This window comes from Mycolicibacterium frederiksbergense (genome assembly GCF_012223425.1).
In the GTDB taxonomy this organism is placed as follows: domain Bacteria; phylum Actinomycetota; class Actinomycetes; order Mycobacteriales; family Mycobacteriaceae; genus Mycobacterium; species Mycobacterium frederiksbergense.
Map to the genome: position 1 here is coordinate 649,407 of NZ_CP038799.1, position 25,304 is coordinate 674,710.

22 protein-coding genes are annotated in these 25,304 nt (G+C 67.4%); 15 read left to right on the forward strand and 7 right to left on the reverse strand.

Translation table 11 applies throughout. From position 1 onward, the window contains the following. Nucleotide 1 precedes the first annotated feature (1 nt). The 12 genes from EXE63_RS06075 (at nucleotide 2) to mbp1 (EXE63_RS06130) (ending at nucleotide 15,794) form a co-directional block, all read left to right on the forward strand. A complete protein-coding gene (locus EXE63_RS06075; RefSeq protein WP_168145428.1) occupies nucleotides 2-727 on the forward strand; it encodes a TetR/AcrR family transcriptional regulator in 726 nt (241 codons plus the stop codon). A 39-nt stretch (nucleotides 728-766) separates the two neighbouring features. Beyond that, a complete protein-coding gene (locus EXE63_RS06080; protein WP_168141228.1) occupies nucleotides 767-1,657 on the forward strand; it encodes a hypothetical protein in 891 nt (296 codons plus the stop codon). 151 nt (nucleotides 1,658-1,808) lie between these two features. After that, nucleotides 1,809-2,213, forward strand: a complete 405-nt coding sequence (locus EXE63_RS32810; RefSeq protein WP_168141229.1) for a TOBE domain-containing protein — start codon at nucleotides 1,809-1,811, stop codon at nucleotides 2,211-2,213. Continuing rightward, the gene (gene modA / locus EXE63_RS06090) at nucleotides 2,210-2,962 is read left to right on the forward strand and encodes a molybdate ABC transporter substrate-binding protein (protein ID WP_168140737.1); all 753 of its coding nucleotides are present in this window, start codon (nucleotides 2,210-2,212) and stop codon (nucleotides 2,960-2,962) included. Before EXE63_RS32810 ends, modA begins: the two co-directional genes overlap by 4 nt. Continuing rightward, a complete protein-coding gene (locus EXE63_RS06095) occupies nucleotides 2,959-3,771 on the forward strand; it encodes an ABC transporter permease (RefSeq protein ID WP_168141230.1) in 813 nt (270 codons plus the stop codon). The genes modA and EXE63_RS06095 overlap by 4 nt, the downstream gene beginning before the upstream one ends. After that, on the forward strand, nucleotides 3,768-4,853 hold the full coding sequence (locus EXE63_RS06100) for a sulfate/molybdate ABC transporter ATP-binding protein (protein WP_168141231.1): 1,086 nt from the start codon (nucleotides 3,768-3,770) through the stop codon (nucleotides 4,851-4,853). Before EXE63_RS06095 ends, EXE63_RS06100 begins: the two co-directional genes overlap by 4 nt. A 3-nt stretch (nucleotides 4,854-4,856) precedes the next feature. After that, nucleotides 4,857-6,791 carry a potassium transporter Kup gene (locus tag EXE63_RS06105; protein ID WP_168141232.1) on the forward strand — a complete coding sequence of 645 codons (1,935 nt, stop codon included), beginning with the start codon at nucleotides 4,857-4,859 and terminating at the stop codon, nucleotides 6,789-6,791. 82 nt (nucleotides 6,792-6,873) lie between these two features. Next, nucleotides 6,874-7,113 (forward strand): microaggregate-binding protein 1, encoded by a 240-nt coding sequence (gene mbp1 / locus EXE63_RS06110; protein ID WP_168141233.1) that lies wholly within the window; start codon nucleotides 6,874-6,876, stop codon nucleotides 7,111-7,113. Between the two features lie 350 nt (nucleotides 7,114-7,463). Then, nucleotides 7,464-12,896, forward strand: a complete 5,433-nt coding sequence (locus tag EXE63_RS06115) for a glutamate synthase-related protein (protein ID WP_168141234.1) — start codon at nucleotides 7,464-7,466, stop codon at nucleotides 12,894-12,896. A gap of 4 nt (nucleotides 12,897-12,900) precedes the next feature. Beyond that, the gene (locus EXE63_RS06120) at nucleotides 12,901-14,640 is read left to right on the forward strand and encodes a diflavin oxidoreductase (RefSeq protein WP_168141235.1); all 1,740 of its coding nucleotides are present in this window, start codon (nucleotides 12,901-12,903) and stop codon (nucleotides 14,638-14,640) included. Nucleotides 14,641-14,701: 61 nt separating this feature from the next. Then, nucleotides 14,702-15,457, forward strand: a complete 756-nt coding sequence (locus EXE63_RS06125) for a hypothetical protein (protein ID WP_234904382.1) — start codon at nucleotides 14,702-14,704, stop codon at nucleotides 15,455-15,457. 97 nt (nucleotides 15,458-15,554) lie between these two features. After that, nucleotides 15,555-15,794, forward strand: a complete 240-nt coding sequence (gene mbp1, locus EXE63_RS06130) for a microaggregate-binding protein 1 (RefSeq protein WP_168141237.1) — start codon at nucleotides 15,555-15,557, stop codon at nucleotides 15,792-15,794. Nucleotides 15,795-15,916: 122 nt separating this feature from the next. Here the strand turns inward: mbp1 (EXE63_RS06130) and EXE63_RS06135 are convergent, their stop codons facing one another. Beyond that, entirely contained in the window at nucleotides 15,917-16,360 is a 444-nt protein-coding gene (locus tag EXE63_RS06135; protein WP_168141238.1) for an Hsp20/alpha crystallin family protein, read from the reverse strand. A gap of 281 nt (nucleotides 16,361-16,641) precedes the next feature. Between EXE63_RS06135 and EXE63_RS06140 the strand changes: the two genes are divergently transcribed. After that, entirely contained in the window at nucleotides 16,642-17,829 is a 1,188-nt protein-coding gene (locus EXE63_RS06140) for a metallophosphoesterase (RefSeq protein WP_168141239.1), read from the forward strand. 206 nt (nucleotides 17,830-18,035) lie between these two features. Next, the gene (locus EXE63_RS06145) at nucleotides 18,036-18,185 is read left to right on the forward strand and encodes a hypothetical protein (protein WP_105366681.1); all 150 of its coding nucleotides are present in this window, start codon (nucleotides 18,036-18,038) and stop codon (nucleotides 18,183-18,185) included. 57 nt (nucleotides 18,186-18,242) lie between these two features. On the opposite strand, the gene EXE63_RS06150 is transcribed toward EXE63_RS06145, so the two are convergent. Genes EXE63_RS06150 through EXE63_RS06160 form a run of 3 tightly spaced genes read right to left on the reverse strand, consistent with a single transcriptional unit; the run spans nucleotide 18,243 to nucleotide 20,002 of the window. Further along, nucleotides 18,243-19,052, reverse strand: coding sequence for a hydroxypyruvate isomerase family protein (locus tag EXE63_RS06150; RefSeq protein ID WP_168145429.1), 810 nt, complete (start codon nucleotides 19,050-19,052; stop codon nucleotides 18,243-18,245). Nucleotide 19,053: 1 nt separating this feature from the next. Continuing rightward, on the reverse strand, nucleotides 19,054-19,758 hold the full coding sequence (locus EXE63_RS06155; RefSeq protein ID WP_210000322.1) for an SDR family oxidoreductase: 705 nt from the start codon (nucleotides 19,756-19,758) through the stop codon (nucleotides 19,054-19,056). 58 nt (nucleotides 19,759-19,816) lie between these two features. Further along, entirely contained in the window at nucleotides 19,817-20,002 is a 186-nt protein-coding gene (locus EXE63_RS06160) for a hypothetical protein (RefSeq protein ID WP_168141240.1), read from the reverse strand. 191 nt (nucleotides 20,003-20,193) lie between these two features. Between EXE63_RS06160 and EXE63_RS06165 the strand changes: the two genes are divergently transcribed. Continuing rightward, nucleotides 20,194-20,907, forward strand: a complete 714-nt coding sequence (locus tag EXE63_RS06165; protein WP_168141241.1) for an SHOCT domain-containing protein — start codon at nucleotides 20,194-20,196, stop codon at nucleotides 20,905-20,907. A gap of 1 nt (nucleotide 20,908) precedes the next feature. Here the strand turns inward: EXE63_RS06165 and EXE63_RS06170 are convergent, their stop codons facing one another. The 3 genes from EXE63_RS06170 to EXE63_RS06180 form a co-directional block, all read right to left on the reverse strand. After that, nucleotides 20,909-21,118: a hypothetical protein gene (locus tag EXE63_RS06170; protein WP_168141242.1), complete on the reverse strand. Its 210-nt coding sequence runs from the start codon at nucleotides 21,116-21,118 to the stop codon at nucleotides 20,909-20,911. A gap of 15 nt (nucleotides 21,119-21,133) precedes the next feature. Further along, the gene (locus EXE63_RS06175; RefSeq protein ID WP_168141243.1) at nucleotides 21,134-22,156 is read right to left on the reverse strand and encodes a YihY/virulence factor BrkB family protein; all 1,023 of its coding nucleotides are present in this window, start codon (nucleotides 22,154-22,156) and stop codon (nucleotides 21,134-21,136) included. A 111-nt stretch (nucleotides 22,157-22,267) separates the two neighbouring features. Then, a complete protein-coding gene (locus EXE63_RS06180) occupies nucleotides 22,268-25,276 on the reverse strand; it encodes an EAL domain-containing protein (protein WP_234904383.1) in 3,009 nt (1,002 codons plus the stop codon). Nucleotides 25,277-25,304 lie beyond the last annotated feature (28 nt).

A 25,304-nucleotide genomic window follows, 5' to 3' on the forward strand; every position in this document is an offset into this window, starting at 1 on the left:
CATCCCGCACGTGTCGATCCTGCCCACCTGGCAGGATCGACACGTGCGCACCCCCGCGAGCGGCCGTCCCCGACTGGAGGAACGTAAACGGCCGGGCAAGACCGCCCGCGATGAAGTGCTCGATGCCGCCGCCGAGCTGTTCACCACCCTCGGGGTGGCGGCCACCTCGACCCGGCAGATCGCCGAGGCCGTCGGGATCCGCCAGGCCTCCCTGTATCACCACTTCCGCACCAAGAACGACATCCTGGCGTCGCTGCTGAGCGGGACGGTGGTGTCCTCACTCAAGGCCGCTCACCAGTTGCGTGACCGGTCCGAACCCGCGGTGGTGCTGCTGCACGCGCTGAGCTACCTGGACTGCCGGCTGCTGTGGGACAGCCCGTGGAACCTGGGCATTCTGTACCTGCTGCCCGAGGTCCGCGATCCGCAGTTCGACGAATTCCACCGGCAGCGCACCGAATTGCGCAACGCCTATCACGACCTGTCGCGCCGTGTTCTCGCCGATCTGGATCCACCGGCACCGGACACCCTCGATGTCGGGGTCGATGGCGATGTGGTCTTCCGGTTGGTCGAGACGCTGCCCAACATTCGGGTCGACGGGCTCGGCGTGCCGAATCAGCCGGAGCGCACCGCCGATCTTGCCGTGCATCTGCTCGGCTGGCGGGGCGACTGGGAGGCGCTGCGCGCGGCGTCACGGCTGGTGGCCGACGAGGTGGGGGCCTCGCGATAATGCGTTGAGGTGGGCGGTACCGGCACGTTGAATGGCGGTATGCCCGAGTCTTGGCCGTCGTTGGCCGATGAACGTGACCTTGCGACAGCCCTGTTCGGCGCCGACGGCCGGCAGCGACTCCAGACGTGGCTGGCCGGTGAGATGGCGCGGACCACCGATGCCGGGTTCGCGCGCTCGTTCTCCGATCACATCAACCTGCCGGGCGTGGTCAGGGACGACTATCTGCACCGGGTGATTCGAACGGCGCGCGGCACCCTATTGGGCGGTATCCGCTTCTACGGCCGCGACATCCGCCGACCATTCGTCGAGATCGTGGCGCACAGCTTCGATGACCTGGACCGGCTGCGCCACTGCGTCGCCGGGGAGTGGGCGACGTTCGCGCCGTCGGCGCTGCGGCTGACGTCCCGGCCCGGGCGACTCGGTGGTCCACACGTTGTTCTCGACAAGACCGTCCACGTCGCGCGGTGCCGCGATCTGCGCGCACCCGAACCGCACGTCACGCTGGCGCCGTTCACTCGCGCGGAGGACGCGATCTCCATCGTCGAAGCCAGGTATCGGGAGCTGACACCCGAGCTGGCCCGCAATATCACCGCCGCCTCCGAGCAGGACCTGCGCGAGTGGCACGCGAACGGGCAGGTGCACGCCGTGCAGTCCGGCGAGTCCGTGGTCGGCGCGCTGGCGGTGGCACCGGGCCACATCGGCTGGATCGAAGGCGAAGAGATCAACGAGGAGGTGGTGGCGGTCGAGCACGGCGGGCATGGCTACGCCGCGCACGCCCAGGCGTACTGGGCCGCACACCTGGCGTCCGATCGCGACCGGTTGCTCGTCGGCACCATCGACCGGCTCAACGCGGTGTCGCGCCGCACCGCAGAATCGGCCGGGCGGGCCAGGGTGCTGGACATGGTGTTCGTAGCGCTCGGCGGCCATTGACTCTGCGCGGGGGGCGCAAAAGTGCGAGTGGGCCGCACCCTCGCCGCAGAGTCTGCGATAACGGCGCGCGCGAGAGATTGAAACCGCGAACCAAGACGGTATAGGTTCATATGACCGCATTTGCGGAGGTTTTGATCAATGGGAGGCGCAGATGTCGGATATCCGCGTCAAAGATGCGGCGGCCCTGCTCGGGGTCAGTGACGACACCGTGCGCCGCTGGATCGACAGCGGAGTGCTGGCCGCGCACAAGGACGACGCCGGCCGCAAGGTCATCGCCGGCGACGTCCTGGCCGAATTCGTCCGCGAGCAGGCCGCACCGCCGACCGACCCCACCGGCGCCAGCAGCTCGGCCCGCAACCGGCTCGTCGGCCTGGTCACCAAGGTGACCTCCGATCGGGTGATGAGCGAGGTTCAGATGCAATGCGGGCCGTTCACCATCGTCTCGCTGATGAGCACAGCCTCGGTCGAACAACTGGGTCTGGAGCCCGGCGCGCTGGCCGTCGCCGTGGTCAAGGCCACCACCGTCATCGTCGAAACCCCCGGCGGAATCTCGTGAAGGCTCTGGCCGCCGCGCTGAGCGTTGCGGCGCTGCTCGCCGGATGCTCACCCACGGCCTCGGATGCGCCATCGTCGGCGGCGCTCACTGTCTTTGCGGCGGCATCGCTGAAGACGACGTTCACCGAACTGGGCGCCCGCTTCGAGACCGACAACCCTGGAACCACCGTGACGTTCAACTTCGCCGGCTCATCGGATCTGGTGGCACAACTCGCCCAGGGCGCGCCGGCCGATGTGTTCGCCTCGGCCGATACCGACACCATGACCAAGGCCTCCGATGCGGGCCTGGTCGCCGGCCCGCCGGTGATTTTCGCCACCAACACGTTGACGATCGTCACCCCGCCCGGAAATCCCAAGGGCATAGCGTCTTTCGCGGATCTGGCCAAACCCGACACCCAGGTGGTGGTGTGCGCGCCGCAGGTGCCGTGCGGATCGGCCACCGAGAAGGTGGAGCGGGCCGCCGGTGTCGAACTGTCCCCGGTGAGCGAGGAATCCGCCGTCACCGACGTGCTGGGCAAGATCACGTCCGGGCAGGCCGATGCCGGGCTGGTGTATGTCACCGACGCCGCCGGTGCCGGGGACAAGGTGACCGCCGTCGCCTTCCCCGAATCCGCCGAGGCCGTGAACACCTACCCGATCGCCGTGCCGAAGGACGCCGCCAATCCGCAAGCTGCACAGGCGTTCATCGACCTGGTGACGGGCCCGTCCGGGCAGGACGTGCTCACGAGTGCGGGCTTCACCGCGCCGTGACCACCGCCCGGCGCCACGGCGCACCGATTCAGGTGGGTCTACCGGCCTGGATCTACCTGCCCGCCGCGCTCGGCGCACTGTTCGTGATCGCGCCGCTGATCGCGATCCTGTTGAAGATCGACTGGCCCCACATCATTCCGCTCATCACCTCCGAATCATCGCGGGCGGCACTGGCGTTGAGCCTGCGGACCGCCGGCGCCAGCACGGTGGTCTGCGTGCTGATCGGTGTGCCGATGGCACTCGTGCTGGCCCGCGGGCAGTTTCGCGGCCAGACCATCCTGCGCGCCCTGGTGCTGCTGCCACTGGTGTTACCGCCGGTGGTGGGCGGCATTGCGCTGCTGTACACCTTCGGCCGGCAGGGGCTGCTCGGCGAGTACCTCGACCTGTGGGGTGTCCGGATCGCCTTCTCCACCACGGCGGTGGTGCTGGCCCAGTCCTTCGTGTCGCTCCCGTTTCTGGTCGTCAGCCTCGAAGGCGCGCTGCGGTCGGCGGGCACCGGTTACGAGCACATCGCCGCCACGCTCGGCGCCCGGCCCACCACCGTGCTGCGCACGGTGACCCTGCCACTGGTGCTGCCCGGGCTGATCTCGGGCGCGGTGCTGGCGTTCGCCCGCTCCCTCGGCGAGTTCGGGGCGACGCTGACGTTCGCCGGCTCACTGCAGGGCGTCACCCGGACGCTGCCGCTGGAGATCTACCTGCAGCGTGAGTCCGACGCCGACGCCGCGGTCGCGCTGTCGCTGCTGCTGATCGTGGTGGCCGCGGCCATCGTGATCGCCTCGGGTACCCGGCGACTGGCGGGACCGCTGTGAGCGGGGTGCGGGTGACGGCCCGCCTGTCGCAGCGCGATGTCGAGTTCGACGTGTCCCTCGACGATGGCGAGGTGCTGGCCGTGTTGGGCCCCAACGGCGCCGGGAAGTCGACGCTGCTCATGCTGATCGCCGGTCTGCTGCGACCGGACACCGGGCGCGTCGAACTCGGGGACACCGTCCTGACCGACACCGATGCGGGGACGTTCGTGCCCACCCACGCCCGTGGGGTGGCGATGCTGTCGCAGCAGGCGATGCTGTTCCCGCACATGAACGTCGCCGCCAACGTCGGTTACGCGCCGCGGTGCCGGGGCCTGTCGCGCCGCACGGCCCGCACGGCCGCCCGGCGCTGGCTCGACGCCGTCGGTGCCGCCGAACTGGCCGATCGCACACCCGCCGAGCTGTCGGGCGGGCAGGCGCAGCGGGTGGCGCTGGCACGAGCCCTGGCCGCCGAACCGGCGCTGCTGCTGCTCGACGAGCCGATGGCCGCCCTCGATGTCAGTGCCGCCCCGGCGATGCGCCGCCTGCTGCGCGAGGTACTCGGCGATGCCGGCCGCACCGCGATCATCGTCACCCACGATCTGCTCGACGCCCTGGCCATCGCCGACAAGGTCATCGTGGTGGACCGGGGACGCATCGTGGAGCGCGGACCGGTCCGCGAGGTACTGACCACCCCGCGCAGCGAATTCGCCGCGACCATCGCCGGAGTCAACCTGGTGTCTGGCGCCATCACCGGGCCCGGAATACTCCGGACATCCTGGGGGGCTGATCTTTCCGGCATATCCGAGCTACCGGTCGGCGCACCCGCGATCGCACTGTTCCGGCCGGCCGCCGTCGCGGTGCACCTGAGTGTTCCGCGGGCCAGTCCGCGCAATGTCATCGCGGTGACCATCACCGAACTCGACATCCACGGCACCACCGTGCGGGTCCGGGGTGTCGATCCCCGCGACGACCGCACCGCGCTGGCCGCCGACATCACCGCCGCGGCGGCCGCCGATCTGGATCTGGAGCCCGGCAAGAACGTCTACTTCGTGGTGAAAACACAGGAAGTACACCTTCATCCGGCGCTGGCACCAATGATGTAGGGCATGCTCGAAGACAACCCCGTAGAGAGCCCGGCGGCACCAGAGATCCGACCGCTGCGGCCGGCCATCATCGTCGGCGCGCTCGGCGTGGTCTTCGGCGATATCGGCACCAGCCCCATCTACACCCTTCAGACGGTGTTCAACCCGGCCGATCCGCATCCGGTGCCGCTCGACGAGGCCAACGTGTACGGAGTTGTCTCCGTGATCTTCTGGTCGGTCATGCTGATCGTCACCTTCACCTACGTCACCCTGGTCATGCGCGCCGACAACCACGGCGAGGGCGGCATCATGGCGCTGATCACGCTGCTGCGGCGCGGCGCGAGCACGCGGGGTCATCGGACCGCCATCGCCCTGGGTTTCCTCGGGCTCTTCGGCGCGGCCCTGTTCTTCGGCGACTCCATGATCACGCCCGCGATCTCGGTGCTGTCGGCGGTCGAGGGCCTCAAAACCATCGAACCCGACCTGAAGGACTGGGTGGTGCCGATCACCGCGGTGATCATCGTGGCGCTGTTCAGCGTGCAACGGCAGGGCACGGCGGTCGTCGGCCGGTTCTTCGGACCGGTGATGATCGCCTGGTTCGTCGCGATCGGCGCCTGCGGGATCAGCGGCATCGCCGCCAATCCGGGCATCCTCGCCGCGCTGTCACCGACGCACGCCGTCGCATTCCTCAGCGGGCACTTCCACATCGCCTTCTTCGCGCTGGCCGCGATCGTGCTCGCCGTCACCGGGGCCGAGGCGCTGTACGCCGATATGGGGCATTTCGGGCGGCGGGCCATCGTGATCGGCTGGCTGGGCCTCGTGCTGCCGGCCTGCACCCTGAACTATTTGGGCCAGGGTGCACTACTGCTGCAAGACGACAACGTGCACACCGCGCCGTTCTTCCTGCTCGCCCCGGAGTGGGCGCGACTGCCGTTGGTCCTGCTGGCCACCGCGGCCACGGTGATCGCCTCACAGGCGGTGATCACCGGCGCCTTCTCGGTGGTCTCACAGGCCGTTCAGCTCGGATACCTGCCGCGGCTGCGGATCACGCACACGTCGGACAAGGCCATCGGGCAGATCTACGTGCCGTGGATCAACTGGGTGCTGATGGTCTCGGTGATCACGCTGGTGTTTGCCTTCGAAACCTCCGCGGCGTTGGCCTACGCCTTCGGTATGGCGGTGAGCGGCACCATCACGATCACCACCTTGTTGTTCCTGTATTACGCACGCCAGCAATGGAAGTGGCCGCTGTGGGTGCTGGTGATCGGCGGTGGCGCGCTACTGGTGGTCGATCTGATGTTCTTCGCGGCGAACCTGACGAAGTTGGTGCACGGCGCGTGGCTGCCGCTGGCGATCGCCGTCTTCGCGTTCGCCGTGATGACCACCTGGCAGCGCGGCAGGCATCTGGTGACCGACTCGCGGCGGGCGATCGAGGGACCACTGCGCCCGTTCATCGACGAGTTGGCCGACCGCAGGCCCCCGCTGGCGCGCGTGCCCGGCACGTCGGTCTTTCTCAACCGCAGCGATGACACCACGCCGCTGGCCATGCGCGCCAACGTCGAACACAACCATGTCCTGCACGAGCACGTCATCATCGTGTCGGTGGAGACGCTGCCGGTGCCTCGACTGTCCGAGGACCAACGGATCACGGTGGACGCGCTCGGGTACCGCGACGACGGCATCATGCACGTCACGGTGCATGCCGGGTACATGGAGCGACCCGACGTCCCGGCGGCGCTGCGGATGCTGCCGGCGAAGCTCACCGAGGGTGGCGCCGATCTGGACCGCGCGTCCTTCTTCCTGTCCCATCTGGAGTTGGTGCCATGTGGCAGCACCGACATGACGGGCTGGCGCAAGAGGCTCTTCGTGGCGACGTCGTTCCTCACCGCCGATGCCGCCGGCTACTTCCACCTACCCCAGGATCGGACGATCCTCGTCGGATCCCGGATGGAACTATGATCTGGAACTTTTCTGATTGGACCATCGATCTTGTGGGTATCAACCGTTCCAACGATCAATATCAACCTGGAGGAGGTACCCGATGGCTGACAGCGGACCCGAGAATGCCGTGAGCGGCGTTGTCGAAGACGTCAAGGGCAAGGCCAAGGAAGTTGCCGGCATCGTGACCGACAACGACTCCCTTCGCGAAGAAGGCAAGGCCCAGCAGGACAAGGCCGACGCGCAGCGCGATGTCGCCAAGAAGGAAGCCGAAGCCGAGGCCGCGCGTGCCGCAGCCGGCGCCGCCGAGGCGCGCCAAGAGTCGGCGGAGCACGCGAAATAGCACCACTCCGAAACGATGGGTTCCGCCACCGGCGGGGCCCATCGTTTCGCGGCTGATCAGTCGCGCGCGATTCCCCGCGGCGCACAGGTCACCCCACCAGACTTTCCGGAGCGGGTAGCTCCAGGCCCATGGAACGGCCCCGGTGTGATTCCCGGGGCCGTTCCGATATCTTGTGGGTTCCCGCAGTGCGGCGGCCAGGGCTGAGTCCCTCACCAGCATGTCCTTAGGCTAGGCTAAGCTCTTCACGAGCACCGGAGCCTGCGGTAACCGCATGGGCCGAGCGGGATCCCTCAGTGTCGAGAACCCATGCGGTGCGATCTGTGCATCTGCAGCGTTGAGGAGGTCACCTGATGGCGGGGCTCCATGATCCGGATCTGGAAAAGAACAGCTGCGGTGTCGGCTTCCTGACCCGCAAAGACGGCCGCCAGACCCACGACGTCATCCAGATGCTGCACGACGCGTTGTGCGCTGTGCCGCACCGCGGCGGCATGTCCTCTGAAGGTGTCGGTGACGGCGCCGGCGTCAACCTCGACCTCTCGGTCCGCTTCTTCGCCGATATCACCGGTGTGCCCGACCTTGCCCTCGGACAGTTCGGCGTCGGCAACTTCTTCCTGCCCAACGACCCCGACTTCCACGCCGAGGCCGAGCGGGTCATCGAGGACGCCTTGGCCGCACGCCGTCTGCGCGTGCTGGTCAAGCGCGATGTGCCGGTCAACAACACGGCGATCCGCCCCGCCGCCATCAAGTATCAGTCGCCGATCCGGCAGTGGATCTTCACCGCTGAACGGTTGTCCGACAAGGTTATCCACGAAGCGCTGATGGCCATCGAAGCGGTCGCGTACACCCGTGCGGAGCTGTCGGGCCTGTACCCGCTGTCGCTGAGCGCCCGCACCCAGGTGCTCAAGGGCCGGCTGAACTCGAACGAGGTGGTCCCCTACTTCGACGATCTGTCCGATCCGCGGATGGAAGTCCATTCGATGTTCTTCCACACCCGGTTCTCCACCAATACCGCACCGAACACCACGATGGCCCAACCGTTCCGGTTCATGGCGCACAACGGCGAACTGAACACCGACAAGAAGAACCGGCTGTCCGACAACGCCATCGCGCTGGCCCGCAACCGCGCCATCATCCGGCCGGTCGGCCAGTCCGACAGCTGCCGCCTCGATCAGACCCTGCAGAACCGGGTTCTGGAGGACGATTTGGATCTGGTCACCGCGGTTGTCGCGATGATGCCGCCGGCCTGGGAGAACGACACCACGCTCTCCCCACAGGTGCGGGCCATGCTGGAGTACTTCAGCCTCTACGAGGAGAAGAACGACGGCCCGGCAGCGCTGATCTTCGGTGACGGCACCTACATCGGTGCCCGGTTGGACCGCTTGGGACTGCGGCCGCTGCGCACCGTGGAGACCGACGAGTATCTGGGCGTCATGTCCGAAGCCGGGCAGGTGAACTTCGCACCGGGACAGGTGACCACACGCGGCCGCATCGAGGCGGGCGGAATGCTGTACTACGACCACCGCGAGCAACGCTCCTACGGCACCACCGAGGCGCTGGAAATGCTGGCCGCCAAGCATGATTACCAGGACATGCTGGCCGTGGCACGGGTGAACCTCGCCGCGCTGCCCGCCGTGCCCCCGGAGAGCCAGCTGTCCCCCGCCCGGTACAACGGTGATCTCAACCGCCACCAGCGCTACGTCTGCTACTCGATGAGCCAGGAAGACTTCAAGTTCCTGATGGACCCGATGCTGACCACCGGGCAGGAGAAGATCTCCGCGATGGGCTACGGCGCGGCCATCAACGCGCTGTCCAACCACGAAGGCGGGATCGCCCGCTACTTCTCGCAGCGCTTCGCCCAGGTCACCAACCCGCCCCTGGACAGCATCCGCGAAGCGGACGGGATGACTCTGCGGGTCGCGCTGGGCGCCAAACCCAACAGTGGCGCACAGCCCGCACCGCAGATCGTCATCCCGTCGCCGATCCTCGGCCATCTCGACATGCTGAGCATCCGCGATCAACAGCACACCCCGGTGCGCAGCTTCGGGATGCGCTACCGCGTCGATCTCACCGACCGCCGGGCCAATGCCGATGCACTGGTCGCCGCCATCGACGCACTGTGCGATGACATCGAGGGCTACGCCCGCGAGTCCGGCGGCATCGCCGTGATCTCCGACCGGCACATCGAAACCGGGCTGGCACCCATACCGGTCATCATCGCCGTCTCGGCGATCAACCAGCGGCTCATCGAACAGGGCTTGCGCCTGCGGGTTTCGGTGATCGCCGAGAGCGGCCAGTTGGCGTCCTCGCATCACATCGCGACGGTCCTCGGGTTCGGCGCGTCCGCGGTGTACCCGCTGGCGGTGCAGATGCGCGCCGAGGAGAAGTTCGGTCCCGATGAGACATTGGTGACCGCCGCCTACCAGCGGTTCGCCAAGGCCGCCGAGAAGTCCCTGATGAAGACCATGGGCCGGGTGGGTCTGTGCACCGTGGAGAGCTACATCGGCGGCGAGTTCTTCGAGCCCAGCTATCTGGACACCGGGGATCCGGTGCTGCACCGCTACTTCCCCAACGTGATATCCGTGGTCGGCGGTGTCGGATTCGACACGCTGGCCGCCGCTGTCGCCGAATGGCACCACCACGCGCTGTCGGTCACCGGCGAAAAAGATGTGCCCCTGCTCGGTCTGTTCAAGGAACGCGCCGAGGGTTCCGGGCACTCCTACGGCACCACCGCCGTACGCGGCTTCGTCGACATGACCGAGGAGGCCATCTCCTTCGGCGACGAGGGGCGACCGGAGAACCCGGACATGACCGACCCGGCGTTCCTGCGTTCGCTGCCCCTGCACCAACTCGAGGGTGCCTTCGGTCTCGACGATGAGGCCTACCAGCACAACAGCTTCGAGGAGATGACCCCGCGGGCGATCAACAGCTTCGACATCACCCCGGGCTACCGGCACTTCGTGTTCGCGATGAACGCCGAGCGGGCCCGCCGGCCCGCCGCGCTGCGCGATGTCCTGGCGCTGCCCGCCGACGTCAACTTCCTGCATACCGCCGACGAGTTCCGTTCCGAGCTCGGACAGTTCGCGCGGTTCGGCAACAACAGCTTCCAGGTCCGTGGACTGACCTGTGTTCGGGTCGGTGACGAATTCACGCTGCGCCTGAGCCACAGCGCCCAGCGCCTGGAGGCCTTGGCGGAGTCCCTGCTGCGCCGCTTCGGCGCCGATATCGTCGACCACGAGGTCGATGTCGACCGGCTGTGGATCCGCGCGCAGGGCGCCGCCCGCGACTATCTGAGCATGGTGCAGACCGCGCCGGACTCGATGCCGCTGGCCGCGGTGCAGCCCGCCAGCGAGATCGCGGCGACGCTGACATCCGGTGCCATGAGCCATGGCGCCCTGGTGGCCTCGGCGCACGAGGCCGTCGCGCACGGCACCAACATGGTGGGCGGGTTGTCCAACTGCGGTGAGGGCGGCGAGCACATCACCCGGTACGGCACCATCCGTGGCTCCCGGATCAAACAGTTCGCCTCCGGCCGGTTCGGGGTGTGGGCCGGTTACCTGGCCGACCCGATGCTGCGCGAACTGGAGATCAAGATCGGTCAGGGCGCGAAACCCGGTGAGGGCGGCCAGCTCCCGGCCCCCAAGGTCACCGTGCAGATCGCGGCGGCCCGCGGCGGGACACCCGGGGTGGAACTGGTCTCTCCCCCACCGCACCACGACACCTATTCCATCGAGGACCTCGCCCAGCTCATCCACGACTGCAAGGCCGCCCGGGTACGGGTGATCGTCAAGCTGGTCTCCAGCGAGGGCATCGGCACCATCGCCGTGGGTGTCGCCAAGGCCGGCGCCGATGTCATCAACGTTGCCGGCAACACCGGCGGCACCGGTGCCGCGGCCGTCACCAGCCTCAAGTACGCCGGGCGTTCCGCCGAGATCGGGGTCGCCGAGGTACATCAGGCGCTGGTGGCCAACGGAATCCGGCAGAAGGTCGTATTGCGTTGTTCGGGCGCACACCAGACGGCCAGCGATGTCATCACCTCGGCACTGCTCGGGGCGGACAGCTTCGAGTTCGGTACCACCGCGCTGATGATGCTCAAGTGCGTGATGGCCAAGAACTGCAACATCAAGTGCCCCGCCGGTTTGACCACCAACTCCGAGGCCTTCGACGGAGACCCGCGCGCCCTGGCGCAGTATCTGCTGAACATCTCGCACGAGGTGCGTGAGATCCTCGCCACGCTCGGTATGCCGTCGCTGGCGACTGCCCGCGGCCGCAGCGACCTGCTTCATCTGCTCGACCACCCTTCGAGCATCGGCCGGCTGGACCTGCGCGCCATGTTGCAGGTCGCCAGGGGTTTCGTGCCCGAGGATCCGATCTACATGGAGAAGGACTACGCGGTCGACGACGGGTTCCTGGGTCAACTCGATCTCGACGGTGTCGAGATGGCGCCGGTGGCGTTGACCAACCAGAACAAGAGCGTCGGCGGGCAGCTCGCCGTCGATATCGAACGCAGACTGAACCATCAGGGCGACGACGGGTCTGCGGTCGCGACGGATGTACGTGGGCGGCGCTACCTGACCGCCGACAGCGTCGTGATCACCACCACGGGATCGGCGGGCCAGAGCTACGGGGTGTTCTGCAACGACGGTATGGCGATGACGCACACCGGAACCTGCAATGACGGCGTCGGCAAGAGCCAGTGCGGCGGTACCATCGCGGTGCGCTCCCCCGGCGGTGGGTCCAGCCTTCCCGGCGGCAATGTGCTGATCGGCAACTTCGCCCTGTTCGGGGCCTCCGGCGGCCGGTTGTTCGTCGAGGGTGAGGCCGGCGACCGGTTCGCGGTGCGCAACTCTGGGGCCACCGCGGTGGTCGAGGGCGTCGGAGAGTTCCTGTGCGAGTACATGACCAACGGCGCGGTGTTCAACATCGGTGGCTTCGGCAAGGGTGTCGCCAACGGGATGAGCGGCGGCTTCCTCTATCAGTACGACCCGGACGCCGAACTGTCCGCCAAGGTCAGCGCCGACTCGGTGCTGCTGGCACCGATCAGCGAGGCACCCTTCCACGAGGTCGCCGCACACACGATGTTGCAATGGCACCTGGAGGCGACTGGATCGGCGAAAGCCGCTGCACTGCTCCGGGATTGGGATGTCACGCGCCTCCACGTCAGCTATGCGATGCCGCGGGCGCTGCTGCAGTACCAGGATGCCGAGGCCATCCTGGCGGCCAAGACGCGCAAGGAACTGCTCGACGAGTTGGCCTCCGCGTTGGCCGGTTACCAGGTGCACAAGTTCAAGCGCTCCTACCGCCACGGGCAGACGGTGCTCGACGGTGCGGTGCCCGGTTACGGCGAGACGGACACCGAGGCCATGTTCGCGCTGCTGAACACCTACACCGTGCTGAACATGGCGCAGCGACTGGCCATGACCCGACTGCCCGGCGTCACCGATGTCGCCGATCCGCGGGTCGCCAAGATGGTCCGCAACCTGGTGCTCACCGAGGATTTCTTCCTGATCCAGAAGCTGCAACGCTTCGCCCGGGAGGCCATCGACGACTTCAGCGACGAGAACCTGGCCGTGTTCATCGCCGACAAACGCATCACCGACTACAAGGCTGCGCTGGCGCAGCGCAACGTGTTGTCGATGGACAGCCTGGGAACCTACGGCTGGATCCTGTATCAGAACGCCAAGAACGTCGACATGATCGGCCGCCTGCCCTCGTTCGAGGAACTGTTTGCCGCGCAATCGGTTCCGGATGTGGTGGCGTCCCTCACCTCGCTGGAGAGCGCGTGACCCGATGAAGATCGCCTACATCCCCCAGGACGCCCCGTTCAACGAGGACCAGCGCGCCTGGCTGTCGGGTTTCCTGGCCGGCCTGCACTCCCGGCTGGCGATGAACGTCGCGCCGCCACCGGCCGTCCCCGGCGACCAGTCCGCGCCGCGTCCCGCGCTGCGCATCCTGTACGGCACCCAGACCGGCAACGCCGAGGGTGTGGCCAACGATGCGTCGGCGGCCGCCAAGGCACAGGGCTTCGATGTGTTGGTCAGCGGACTCGACGAGATCGAACTGGACGAGTTCGCCGGCCTCGAGTACGTGCTGATCGTCACCTCCACCTACGGCGAGGGCGAGATGCCCGACAATGCCGAACTGTTCTGGGAGGCCTTGTCGGCGTCGACCGCACCGCGCCTGGAGGGCGTGTCCTTCGGGGTGCTGGCGCTCGGTGACACCAGCTATGACGAGTTCTGCCAGGCCGGAAAGCTCTTCGACACCCGCCTGGAGCAACTCGGTGCCGCGCGGGTGGTGGCCCGCGCCGACTGCGATGTCGACTACGAGGCCCAGGCCGCCGAATGGATCCAGTCGGCCGTCTCGGCGCTGGTACCCAGCTCCGGGGCCAGCGGCGCACCGAGCACGCCGCCGCCAAGCGCGGTGGCGCGTTCCGGGTGGACACGCAAGAACCCGTTCGTCGCGCGGGTAGCCGTCAACCACCTCCTGTCGGGGCCCGGCTCGGATAAGGAGATCCGGCACTTCGAGTTCGACCTGGCCGACAGCGGGATCGAGTACGTCGCCGGCGATGCGCTGGCCGTCATCCCGGAGAACGACCCGGTGCTGGTCGACGCCATCGCCGGGCACTTCCGGGTTTCGCCCGACACCCTGGTCGGCGATGAGCCACTCGGGGATCTGCTGGGCCACCGGTACGAGATCAGCGCTCCGTCAAAGGATCTGCTCGGCGAGGTGGAACGGCGCGCGGAGAACCCCGAGCTGTCACACGTGCTGCGCGGCGGAGTGAAGGAGACGCTGGAACGCTGGCTGTACGGTAAGGACATCCTGGACGTGCTGAGCATCGCCGGGGATGATCTCAGCCTCGACGAGTTCATCGGATTACTCAAACCGCTTCAGCACCGGGCGTATTCGATCTCGTCGAGCGCGCTGGCACATCCCGACCGGATCCACCTCACGGTGGCCAGCGTGCGCTACCACAACAGCGGACGGATGCGCGGCGGGGTCTGCTCGACGTTCCTGGCCGACCGTGGCACGGAGTCCAAGATCTTCCTGCAACCCAACAGATCTTTCCGGGTGCCGGCCGATGACCACGCTCCGATGATCATGGTGGGCCCGGGCACCGGGGTGGCGCCGTTCCGCGCGTTCCTGCAGGAACGCGAGCAGCGAGGCGCCGGCGGACGCAACTGGCTGTTCTTCGGCGATCAGCACCGCGAGCACGACTTCGCCTACGCCGAAGAGATCACGGCGTGGCAGGATTCCGGATTGCTGAATCGGTTGGAGCTGGCGTTCTCCCGAGACCAGGCCGAGAAGGTGTATGTGCAGACCCGGATGCGCGAGCACGGCCAGGAACTGTTCGGCTGGCTCGAGGAGGGCGGCCACTTCTATGTCTGCGGTGACGCGACCCGGATGGCCAAGGATGTCGACAAGGCGTTGCACGATGTCGTCGCCACCCACGGCGGGTTGGACGCCGACGGGGCGGTCGAGTACGTCAACTCGCTGAAGCGGGAGAAGCGGTACGTACGCGATGTGTACTGATGGTCGGCGCTGCGGCACCTGCCCCGCACGGCGGCTCAACGTCGGAAGTCGGGAGATCGGCGTGGCCCTCCCTGCGCTGGGCACCGTGGTGTCCTGCACCGCCAATGATGCTGCACTGCTGAGTCATACCGGTGAATACGCCACACCCGCGCACCCCGGCGAAGCACTGATCTGCGGTCAGGAACAGATCAACGTACGCCTGGGCGCCAACGTCACCGGCTACCTGACACCGCAGGCGCTCACCCTCACCGATACGTTCGGAACCCATCGGGTCTACCTGACACCCATGTCGGATCCGCTTGTCATCAAGTGCCTTTCGCTGGCACCGCGCGGGCCGCAGGTGCCGTTCACCGCCGAGGACTGGATGGTTGTCGATTGGAACGACACCGATCAGATCGACCACCTCGACTCGCTCTCAGACGAGCGCTACCGGGTGCTGCCGTTCACGGGTGCCCGCAAGGTCGACCCGCGGGTGCTGCCGCATCTGCTGGTGTATCTGGTCGAGCAGCACGTGGAGTACACGGTCGCGGTGCCGGGCGGCGGATGCGTGCAGTTGCATCGCGGCAGTGCCGCACTGGCCGACACGTCCGGTCCCGCGGTGGCGGTGATCTTCGGCGCGGCCCGGTACGTGTTGGATCCGGTGCAGGTCGGCGAGTGTTGGGTGAGCACGATGCACGGCGCGGCCGGACCCACCGCAGCGATCGAGATCTACGACCGCAGCCGACGCTGCAGCACCGTGCTGACCCTCACCGGATCGGTGTGCGGGCGCACCTATGACGATTGGCAGGCCATCGCGACCTCGCTGCCAGGCCTCTGACCTGCATCGAAGGTGACGCCGATCACATTGATGTTGATTTCGCCGCCGACCGGGGTATTTCCCGGCCAGCGGTAATCCTCTTCTGAAAGGAATCAACATGGCTGACAGCGGTCCGGAGAACGCCGTGAGTGGTGTGGTCGAAGACGTCAAGGGCAAGGCCAAGGAAGTCATCGGCATCGTCACCGACAACGACTCCCTTCGCGAAGAGGGCAGGGCCCAGCAGGACAAGGCCGAGGCACAGCGCGACGTCGCGAAGAAGGAAGCTCAGGCCGACGCGGCTCGGGCGGCTGCAAGTGCCGCCGAAGCCCGCCAGGCGACGGCCGAGGCCGCCGACTAGCAGATCTCTCGCAGCAGCGGGCCCCGTCCAGCAATGGGCGGGGTCCGCTGGCGTTGCACCGAACGCCGACCGTGCGCGGCTGCAGCCGTTGGGCCGCAGCCGCGCACGACAATCAGCGGCGGTTAGCCCGAGTCGACGGTGGACGACTCGATGGTGCGGGCGGTTCCCGCGTGCGCGACGTCGATGCGGCGCGGCTTGGCCCGCTCGGCGAGCGGAATGCTCACCGTCAGAACACCATTCTCGTAGGTGGCCGAGATGCGTGAGCAGTCGACTCCGTCGCCCAGGGACAGTTGGCGGCGGTAGGTGCCGGAGAACCGTTCATTCGACAACCACTGGACCGCCTCATCCGACCGAGCGCTGCGATGCGCGGTCAAGGTCATCGTCCCGTTGTCGACACTGACGTCGACCGAACCGGGATCGACCCCCGGCAGGTCGGCAGTGAGCACGTAGTGATCGTCGACCTTGTAGAGGTCCATCGGCATGAATCGCGGCACCCGGCCGGAGCCGGCCTGCGTCGCGAAGATGTCCCGAGTCACAGCGTCACCAAACGGATCGAAACGAAGCACAGCAATCCACCTCCTCGTCACTCACGGAGCCCGCCCGTTCGGCGGGCTGCCAATCACTGTGCACGACCGAATTTAGCACTCGAGGCCAGAGAGTGCCAAGGGTGAATCGGAGAATTTTTTCGTTCGATCTGCGCGCGCATTGCGACCGGCGGATGATCGGGTAGCGCTGCGGCGCAGTCGCTCTCAGCGCCTCCCCGGTGTCCGGGACGGGTGTGGTCCGCCGGTCAGACCTGGACCGCCGGTACCGTCGTGGACAGAACCCTGGACACGATCGAGGTGCAATGACCGACAACCCGGCCGAAGTAGTAGAAGAAGCCGCTCACCCACCGCGCCGATCCGGAGCACGGTGGCGCCGCACCGCGGTGGTGACGGCCGTGCTGGCCCTGCTGTTCGGGGTGCCGTGGTGGACGCTGGTCGCGGCCGGCGGCTGGCCGCTGCCCGTTACGATCGCGGCAACCCTGCTCTTCGTCGGCGCCCTGGTCTTGCTGCCCACGCTGCTGTTCACCGGCCACGGCAAACACCGCGACCTGCCATCGGCGCTGGGCGACGCGCTACTGGGCACGATGTGGGTGTTGTTCGTGTGGTCGGTGCTCGGCAATGTGCTGCGACTGGTACTACTGGCCGCCGGCATCGAGGATCCGCTGCGATCCCGGGTGGTTGCCGTGGCAGTTCTCGTGGTGTCGGCAACGCTGCTGGCCTGGGGCCATTTCGAGGCGATGCGGGTGCCACGGATCCGTCCCGTCGACGTGCGTATCCCCCGCCTCGGCGCAGGCCTGGACGGGCTGCGCGTCGCGATGATCACCGACACCCACTACGGGCCGCTCGATCGGGCGCAATGGTCGGCGAATGTGGTCGAGCGGGTCAACGAACTCGACGCCGATATCGTCTGTCACGTCGGCGATATCGCCGACGGCACCGTCGAGGTGCGCCGCAACCAGGCCAGTCCGCTGGAGACGGTGCGGGCCACCTCGGCGCGGGTGTATGTGACCGGCAATCACGAGTACTTCAGCGAGGCGCAGGGCTGGCTCGACTACATGGAGGGCATCGGCTGGTCGGCGCTGCACAACCGGCACATCGTCGTCGAGCGTGGCGGTGATCGTCTGATCGTCGCCGGGGTCGACGATGCCACCGCCGAGGGTTCCGGCGTGCGCGGGCACGGCGAGGATCTGGCGACGGCGCTGTCGGGTGCCGATCCCGGGCTGCCGGTGCTGCTGTTGGCGCATCAGCCCAAGCAGATTCCGCAGGCGGTGGCCGCGGGTGTGGACCTGCAGATCTCCGGGCACACCCACGGCGGGCAGATCTGGCCGTTCAACTTCTTGGTCCGACTGGACCAGCCGGTGGTGCATGGGCTGAGCACACACGGGCAACGCACCCAGCTCTACACCAGCCGCGGCACCGGCTTCTGGGGCCCGCCTTTCCGGGTGTTCGCACCCAGTGAGATCACGCTGCTGACACTGCGCTCAGCGTGATACCGGCGCCGAGCGGGTGTGACGGCTGACACCCCGTACGCCCTGAATCTGACTGCGCTGTCGCGGAACTCACACTTAATAAATTGCTTTACGCAGAATTAACACGGACCATGGAGGCGTTGCACAGAGCGGGTGATCCCCGACCTGGCCCCGCCAGATACAACCAAAGTCCCTGTGACCCAGGGCACTTACAAGGAGTGAGAACAATGTCCCTCGCGCAGTTTCGCGACAACATGAAGCGCGCCAACAATCGGCGCCGCCTCTACGCGCGGATCAACGCAATGCCCGATTCGACGGTTCGTGAAGAACTGATCGCGGTGGCGCAGCGCTACGAGTTCGAGGACTCCGCTCGCTGAATTTGATCCCGTTTCCGCTGACCAGAGCCGGTGGCCCCACAGGGCACCGGCTCTGACCTATTCCGGAGGGTTTCGTGACCGGCCGCCGCGCCGGGACCACGGGAGCCACCCGAACGGATCCGGTCCGTCGGCGCGGTACTCCAAGCTGACATGGCCGCGGTAACCACGATCGGCCAGCCGCTGCAGGTACCCCCCGATATCGAGGAATCCGGTGCCCGGCGCACCACGGCCGGGTACGTCGGCGATCTGCACGTGCCCGATGAGGTCCAGATGATCATCGATGACGGCGTCGATATCGTCGCCGTTGACGCCCAGGTGGTACAGGTCGGCGAGCAGTCGCAGCGAGGTGGCCTCGACGCGACCGATCACCGCGAGGACGTCGGCGGCCGTGCGTAGCGGATAGCCGTCGACACCGCTGAGCGGCTCGATGAGAACGATCGCCCCGAGGTGCTCGGCCATGCGACCGACGTGTTCGAGGTTTGCGGCGGCCACTTCGTCCTGGCGCGGTGCATCGACACCGGCGAGCCGGTTGCCGTAGAGCGCGTTGAACGCCCGGGTGCCCAATCGGTCCGCGATGCCGAAGACGATGTCGGCATTGTCGCGGAACTCCTGTCGCCGCCGGGGATCAGACAGCAGCCCGCGCTCCCCCGCCGCCATGTCGCCGCCGGCGAAATTCAGTGCGGTGAGGCGCACCCCGGCATCGGCCACCGCCCCGACGAAAGCGTCGATCTCGGCGTCGGCGGGCACCGCGTCGTCGAACGGCCACCAGAACTCGACCGCATCGAAGCCGGCGTCCCGGGCGGCCTGCGGGCGGCGCAGCACGGGCAGGTCGGTCAGCAACATCGAGCAGTTGACGACGAAGGACATGTCAGCCGCGGCCGACGTATCGCATGCCACGCGCCATCACGGTGATGGTGGGCACCGAGACATCCACCGGCAGGCCCACGATGTGCGCGATGGTGGTGGCCACGTGGGTGACGTCGATCGTGGGTTCGGCGGTGAACCCGCTGGTCATATCGGTGGCGGCATTGCCGATGTCGATCTGGGTGACGTCGATGTCGAGGTCCCGCAGGTCCAGCAGCATCGATGCCGTCAGGCCGCTGATGGCGTGTTTGGTGACCGCGTAGGCCAGCGAATCCGGGCGCGGCCGGTGCGCGGCCAGCGAACCGTTGTTGATGATTCGTCCGCCGCGCGGCAGTTGGGAAGTCATGATGCGGGTCGCCTCCCGCGCGCAGAACACTGCACCGTCGACATTGGTGCGCCAGACGATGTGCCATTGCTCGTCATCGATGTCGGCAATCGAGGCTGCCGGCCCGAAAGTGCCCGCATTGTTGAACAGCACGTCCACCCGGCCGAACGACGACACCGTGCGCTCGAACAGCGCCCGCACCGACGCAGAGTCGGTGACATCCGTGGGCACCACCAGGGCGTTCGGGTGGCTGTGGGCGGTCTCGGCGAGCTGATCGGGCCGACGTCCCGCCAAAACCACCTGATGACCGGTATCGAGCAAGACCCGGGCCGTGGCCCGACCTATACCGCTTCCTGCTCCGGTGATGACGACGACCTTGTTCATGACACCGATTCTTCACCGCGGTCGCACCGAACTCGACAGTCGGTGGCCGGTGCCCCACTCAGGCAGTGCGCCGAAGTCTCATGACATCTCGTTTGGCGCAGCCGACGCGCTCGGCGGCTTCGGCCGCCGTCAACAGCGGATCCAGCAGGATGGCGAGTTCGGTCTCGGAGAACTGCGGTTCCTGCTCCCAGGGCGCAAAATCCCACCCCGCGTCCTGGAAGCCGGTCGACAGTTGTTCGGTCATGGTTGTTCCCTGGAGTCGTGTGCCGGTACCCCGCCGCCATCGGACAGAACGAATCGAAAATGGCCGCGCCACAAGGCGTCCGCGGTGACACCGGTACCAGCCTAGGGACATTTGCGTCCGCGTGCCGCCTGAACCGCGATGCCGGCGTTTCTGGACGGCCTCGCCGGCGATGGCGATGGAACAATGAGGTGATGAGCTCCCCGATCAGTCCTGAGGCCGACAAGGCGCTCGCCGATATCGCGGCGCGCCACGGTCTTTCCCGCGACGCGGTGCTGGCCATGCTGTCGGCGCTGCATGCCGGCGGCGGCACCATGGCGCAGTTCGACATACCCGAGTTGGGCGGGTCGGGTCAATGGATGCGTGGCGGAATGACCATGGTGTCGAACATGTTCGACAACGCACTCAAGGCGCGCGTCGACGCACTGTGCGCCGAGTTGGCCCAACTGCTCGCCACGACGCCGGTCTTCCCCGCGCGCAGCGCCGAGCCGTCGGGCGGTTGGTGGCCGGCCGACCTCGGTGTCCCGAGCGCCACCGGCGGCCAGAACGATGCCCGCTACGCGATCTTTCCCGCCACCCGCCGGTTGGCGATCCACCTCGACGGCGTCACCCGGGTGTTCGACACCGCGGATCACCGGATCGCCGGCGTGCAACAGCAACAGGGCGGACGGCGCGGCAGCGTCACCTTCACCAGCCAACTCGGCACCTTCGATGTGTCGAGCCTGACCGAGATCGGCGCCGCGCCGGTCGCCGCGACGCCCGCTGCCGCACCACAGCAGGCACCGGCCGCCGGCGATGCCTCCGCGATCATCGGCGCGATCGAGGCGCTCGCCGAGCTGCATGAGCGGGGCATCCTCTCCGACGGCGAGTTCACCGCGAAGAAGACCGAACTGCTCGGCCGGCTGTAGCTCAGCCCACCGCGGTATCCACCGGGCGCACGGGCACCGGGTCCGGATGCGGCAGCGCCCGGCGGCGCCTGACGACGATCACCGCGGCGGTGCCGAGCGCCGCGCCGGTGAGGATCATCGTGGGCCAGAACAGTGCCTGAGCGATCACGATCCTGCGTTGCACTTTCACGCCGGTGCGGGTGACCGCGCGTGCACGGCTGGTGACACTCACAGCAGCCTCTCCCCTCTAATGGTTCGCCTCGGCGATACCCTCGTCGCGCCGACGAGAAACGCCCTCATCGCCACCGTCTGCGGTGTCGGGTTCGTCGAAGCTGACATCCACCCGCTGAAATCCCTTGGCCTGCTGGGCCTCGGCCTGCCCCGCGTACATGCGGCGATCGGCGGCGGTCAGGTCGACGTTGTCGGTGAACGGTGTGAGCAGCGCGCGCGGATGCAGCCGGTCCACGCGCACCGCATTGATCTCGGCACACACCAGCAGCGACGTGCCGACCAGATACAGGAACGCCAGCAGGCCGAGCACGATGGCAAACACGCTGTTGGTCACGCTGGCCGACGCCACCACCGAAGACACGTAGGTCGCGCCGAACCACTGCAGCATCTGCCACAGCGCCGCGGCCGTCACCGCCCCGGGCAGCACCTGCCGGACGGTCAGCGAGCGCACGGTGCTGACCCGGAAGGCGGCGACGCATACCCCGGTGTTCAGGACGAACGAGGCGGCCACCACACCGGCGGTCCCGACGATGCCCAGGTCGGCCCAGTTCTTGCCGACCGCAGTGAGCAGCGTCGTGGCGATGAGGGCTGACCCGAGCACGATCAGCAACATCAGACTGCGCAGGCGCGCCTTGATCGGATCGGGGCGGACGTAGCGCGGCACGGCCCACACGGTGTCCATGGCATTCTGCAGCGCCGTGCCGACGCCGAGACCGCCGTAGAGCGCGCCGGCGATCCCGATCACCACTGCGGTCGTGCCGCCGCTGAGCGCACTCGGTTCACTGAGTTGGTTGCCGAGCAGCGGGAGCTGGCTGATCGCGGAGTCCACGATCTGCTCGCGCCACTCGGGCCGGTCCCGCAGAATCACCCCGAGCGCCGTCGTGAGCAGCAGCAACAGCGGGAACAACGAGACGAAGGCGTAGTAGGTGATCAGGGCGGCCAGGTAGTTGGCCTGGTCATCGATGTATTTGTAGACGACGGCGATGGCGAAGCCCGCTGCCCGACTGCGCTGCTGCAACCGATCGAGCCATCCCAGCATCGTGACCTCCGCCCGCCGCCCGGCCCTGTGCCGACGAGGAGGTGTACCCATTCGACGCGGGGTTCTCACGCGATGTCGGTGTGATGGCCACGGCACCGAGCTGAGCGGACCTCACCGTTCGAGCATGCGGAGCTCGGCCGGTCTCGGTGCGATGGCCTGCCCGAACAGGAAGCCCTGCCCCATCTCGCAGCCCCAATCGGCGAGCAGGTTCCATTGCTCGCGGGACTCGATACCTTCAGCGATCACCGACAGCCCCAGGCTTTCCCCCAAGCTCAGGACCGCGCGGGTGATCGCTTCGCAACGCGGATCCTGCGGTAGTCCGCTGATGAACTGCTTGTCGATCTTCAAGATGTCGATCGGCAGGTCGACGATCTTGGCCAGGCCGCTGAATCCGGTGCCGACGTCGTCGATGGCGACCCGCACGCCGATCTCGCGCAACGCTTCGAGGTCGGCCTTGGCCGAACGGGCGACGCGCCCGGCGTAGGTCTCGGTCAATTCGAGGACGAGCCGGTCGGGGGCGAGCCCGGTCCGTTCGAGCGCTTCGAGGACGTCCGCACGAAAGTCGCCCACTTCCAGCTGCCGGCCCGACACGTTGACGTGTACCTCGGCGGTGTCCATCGGCGAGCACCACATTGCAGCGTGACGGCACGCTTCGTACAGAACGTAGCGACCGATGTCGGACATTTGGCGAGAGGTTTCGGCGACGGCCAGGAACTCGGACGGCTTGAGCAGTCCCCGCTTCGGGTGCTGCCACCGGAGAAGCGCTTCGGCCGCGACCTTCTCAGCGGTCCGCAGGTCCACGATCGGTTGGAAGTGCACGACGAATTCGTGCAGATTCACCGCCCGTTCCAGTTCGGGAATCAGCTGCAGAGCGCGGTGCATGGCCGCCTCCTCCACGGTCTCGGCGAGAGCCACGCAGTCCTTCCCGCTGCGCTTCGCCTGATACATCAACGCGTCCGCCCTCTGCAGGAGCCCTTCGGCCGTGCATCTCGGGGTGGATATCGCCACGCCGCCGCTCACCGAGAGCTGGTTGTACACACCTCCCATGGCGAGGGTGACCGGGCGGTGCAGTTCGTTACGGATCCGGTCGGCGACGCGCTGCACGTGAGCGATGTCGGACACATCCGGGCAGAGCACGGCAAACTCGTCCCCACCCAGCCGCGCCGCGGTATCCCGGGACCGGATCGAGGCTTCGATGCGGCGTGCGATCGTCGCGAGCACCTTGTCTCCCTGGGCGTGGCCCCAGGTGTCGTTGACCGCCTTGAACCCGTCGAGGTCCAGGAAGATCAGGCCGACCCGGCGCGCATCGTCGGCCGCGGCGTCAGCCAGTGCTGTCTCGGCGCGTTCCATGAACAGCGCCCGGTTCGCCAATCCCGTCAGCCGATCGTGCATGGCCAGGTGCTGCAGTTCGGCCTCGGCGAGTTTGCGGAGGGTGATGTCCTCGACCAGACCCATCCCGTACGGGCTGGAGCCCTGCGGCGCCACCACCGACGCCGACACCGCTCCCCACACCGTGGCGCCGTCCGCGTGCCGGAACCCGACCTCTGCCTCGAACTGCTGGTCGCTACGCAGCGACAGCAATCGTTGCAAGGTTCCCAGCGCGCGGGCGCCACCGTCGGTGCCGCCGAGGGCGGTCACGGTGGTGGCCAGCACATCGTCGATCGATCGGCCGAGCAATGCGGCCATGGCCTGGTTGCAGCGCGTGATCCGCCCGGAGCTCTCGAACATGAACATGCCCATCGGGGCGGTGTCGAACGCCAGCCGGAACCGTTCCTCGCTCTCCGCCAAGGCCTGCTCGGCCGCCTTCTGTTCGGTGACGTCGGTGGCGACGCCGATGTATCCCGCGCAGTCGCCGTCGTCGTTCGTCATCTGCGACACCGCCAGGCTGACGGCCGTGTGGGTGCCGTCGCGTCGCACGTACGTCCACTGGCGCACCTCGGCCGTCTCCGGTGTCACGTTGTGCACGAAGACCTCGAACCCCATCGGGATGCCCAGTTGGGTCGCCCGCCCGCGGACTTCGGCCTCCAGGTGAAAGTCCACCGGTGAGCGGCCGAGCATCTCGGCTTCGGACCAGCCCAGCAGTCGCTCCGCCCCGTTGTTGAAGACGGTGATGTGCCCGCGTGGGTCGGTGCCGATGATCGCCTGCTCGGAGGCGGCCTGCAGGACCCCGGCGAACAGATCGCGTGCTTGCCTGAGTTGCGCGATGAGACGCGCCCGGGAGTCGCGGTACAGCGACAGCGTCAGCACGATCACCGTCAGGCTGCAGACCATCGCCTGCGAGAGCATCGCGCGGGCCTCCAGGTCCTGCACGATGAAGACGCCTTTTCCCAGCAGGGTGGCGTAGATGATCCACACGCCCGTCACGACGAGAAACGTCATGCTGACCGTGGTGCTATAACGCAGTGTCACCCACATCGCGGCCACCAGTGCCAGGAAGGCCATCGGGACACCGGTGTTCAGCCAGAAGATCCACACGAAGACCAAGGTCACACCGGCTCCGACCACCAGTGCCTCGACGACTGCCGACCACGACAGGCGTGGTCGCTTCCAGTCGAGGTCTTGCAGCCTGAGCCAGAGGGCCAGACCCAGCAGGGCGGAGGCCCCGTTGCGCACCGCAAAGAGCGCGAACGTCGACCCTGCCGGAGCATCCAGGACCTCCGCAAAGTACGCCGTGGCCAGCGCGGCGGCACAGACCGTACCGGCAGCCACGGCGGTCAGCAGACGTGCCAGGTCACCGGGATCGCGGAGCACGACCTCATCGCGCCGGTGCGCCAGAATCGCCACGGTGATCACCGCTTGTGCGATGTTGACCAGGCCAAACCACGCGCTCATCGGCGCGGGAGAGTCGGCCGCGAAGTTCACTGCGCACGTCACCGCACCCAACACCAGTACGTGCAGCACGCGCTCGGGCAGTCCATGTCGCCGGGTGGTGAGCACCCAGATGATCGCCACGGCCGCGGCCGGCCAGACGAGCGCGACGTCCTCGACGCCCACCCGGGTGGCCCGACCGGCGACGACGGCAAGCGCATAGGCAGCGGCGAACACGATCAGGAGCACCGCAGACCGCAGCAACCGAGCCACCGCAAACCCCACTTTCGACGTCAGCGTCAATAAGAGCATGCCGCCAAGATCCGCGGCTTGGGGCGCA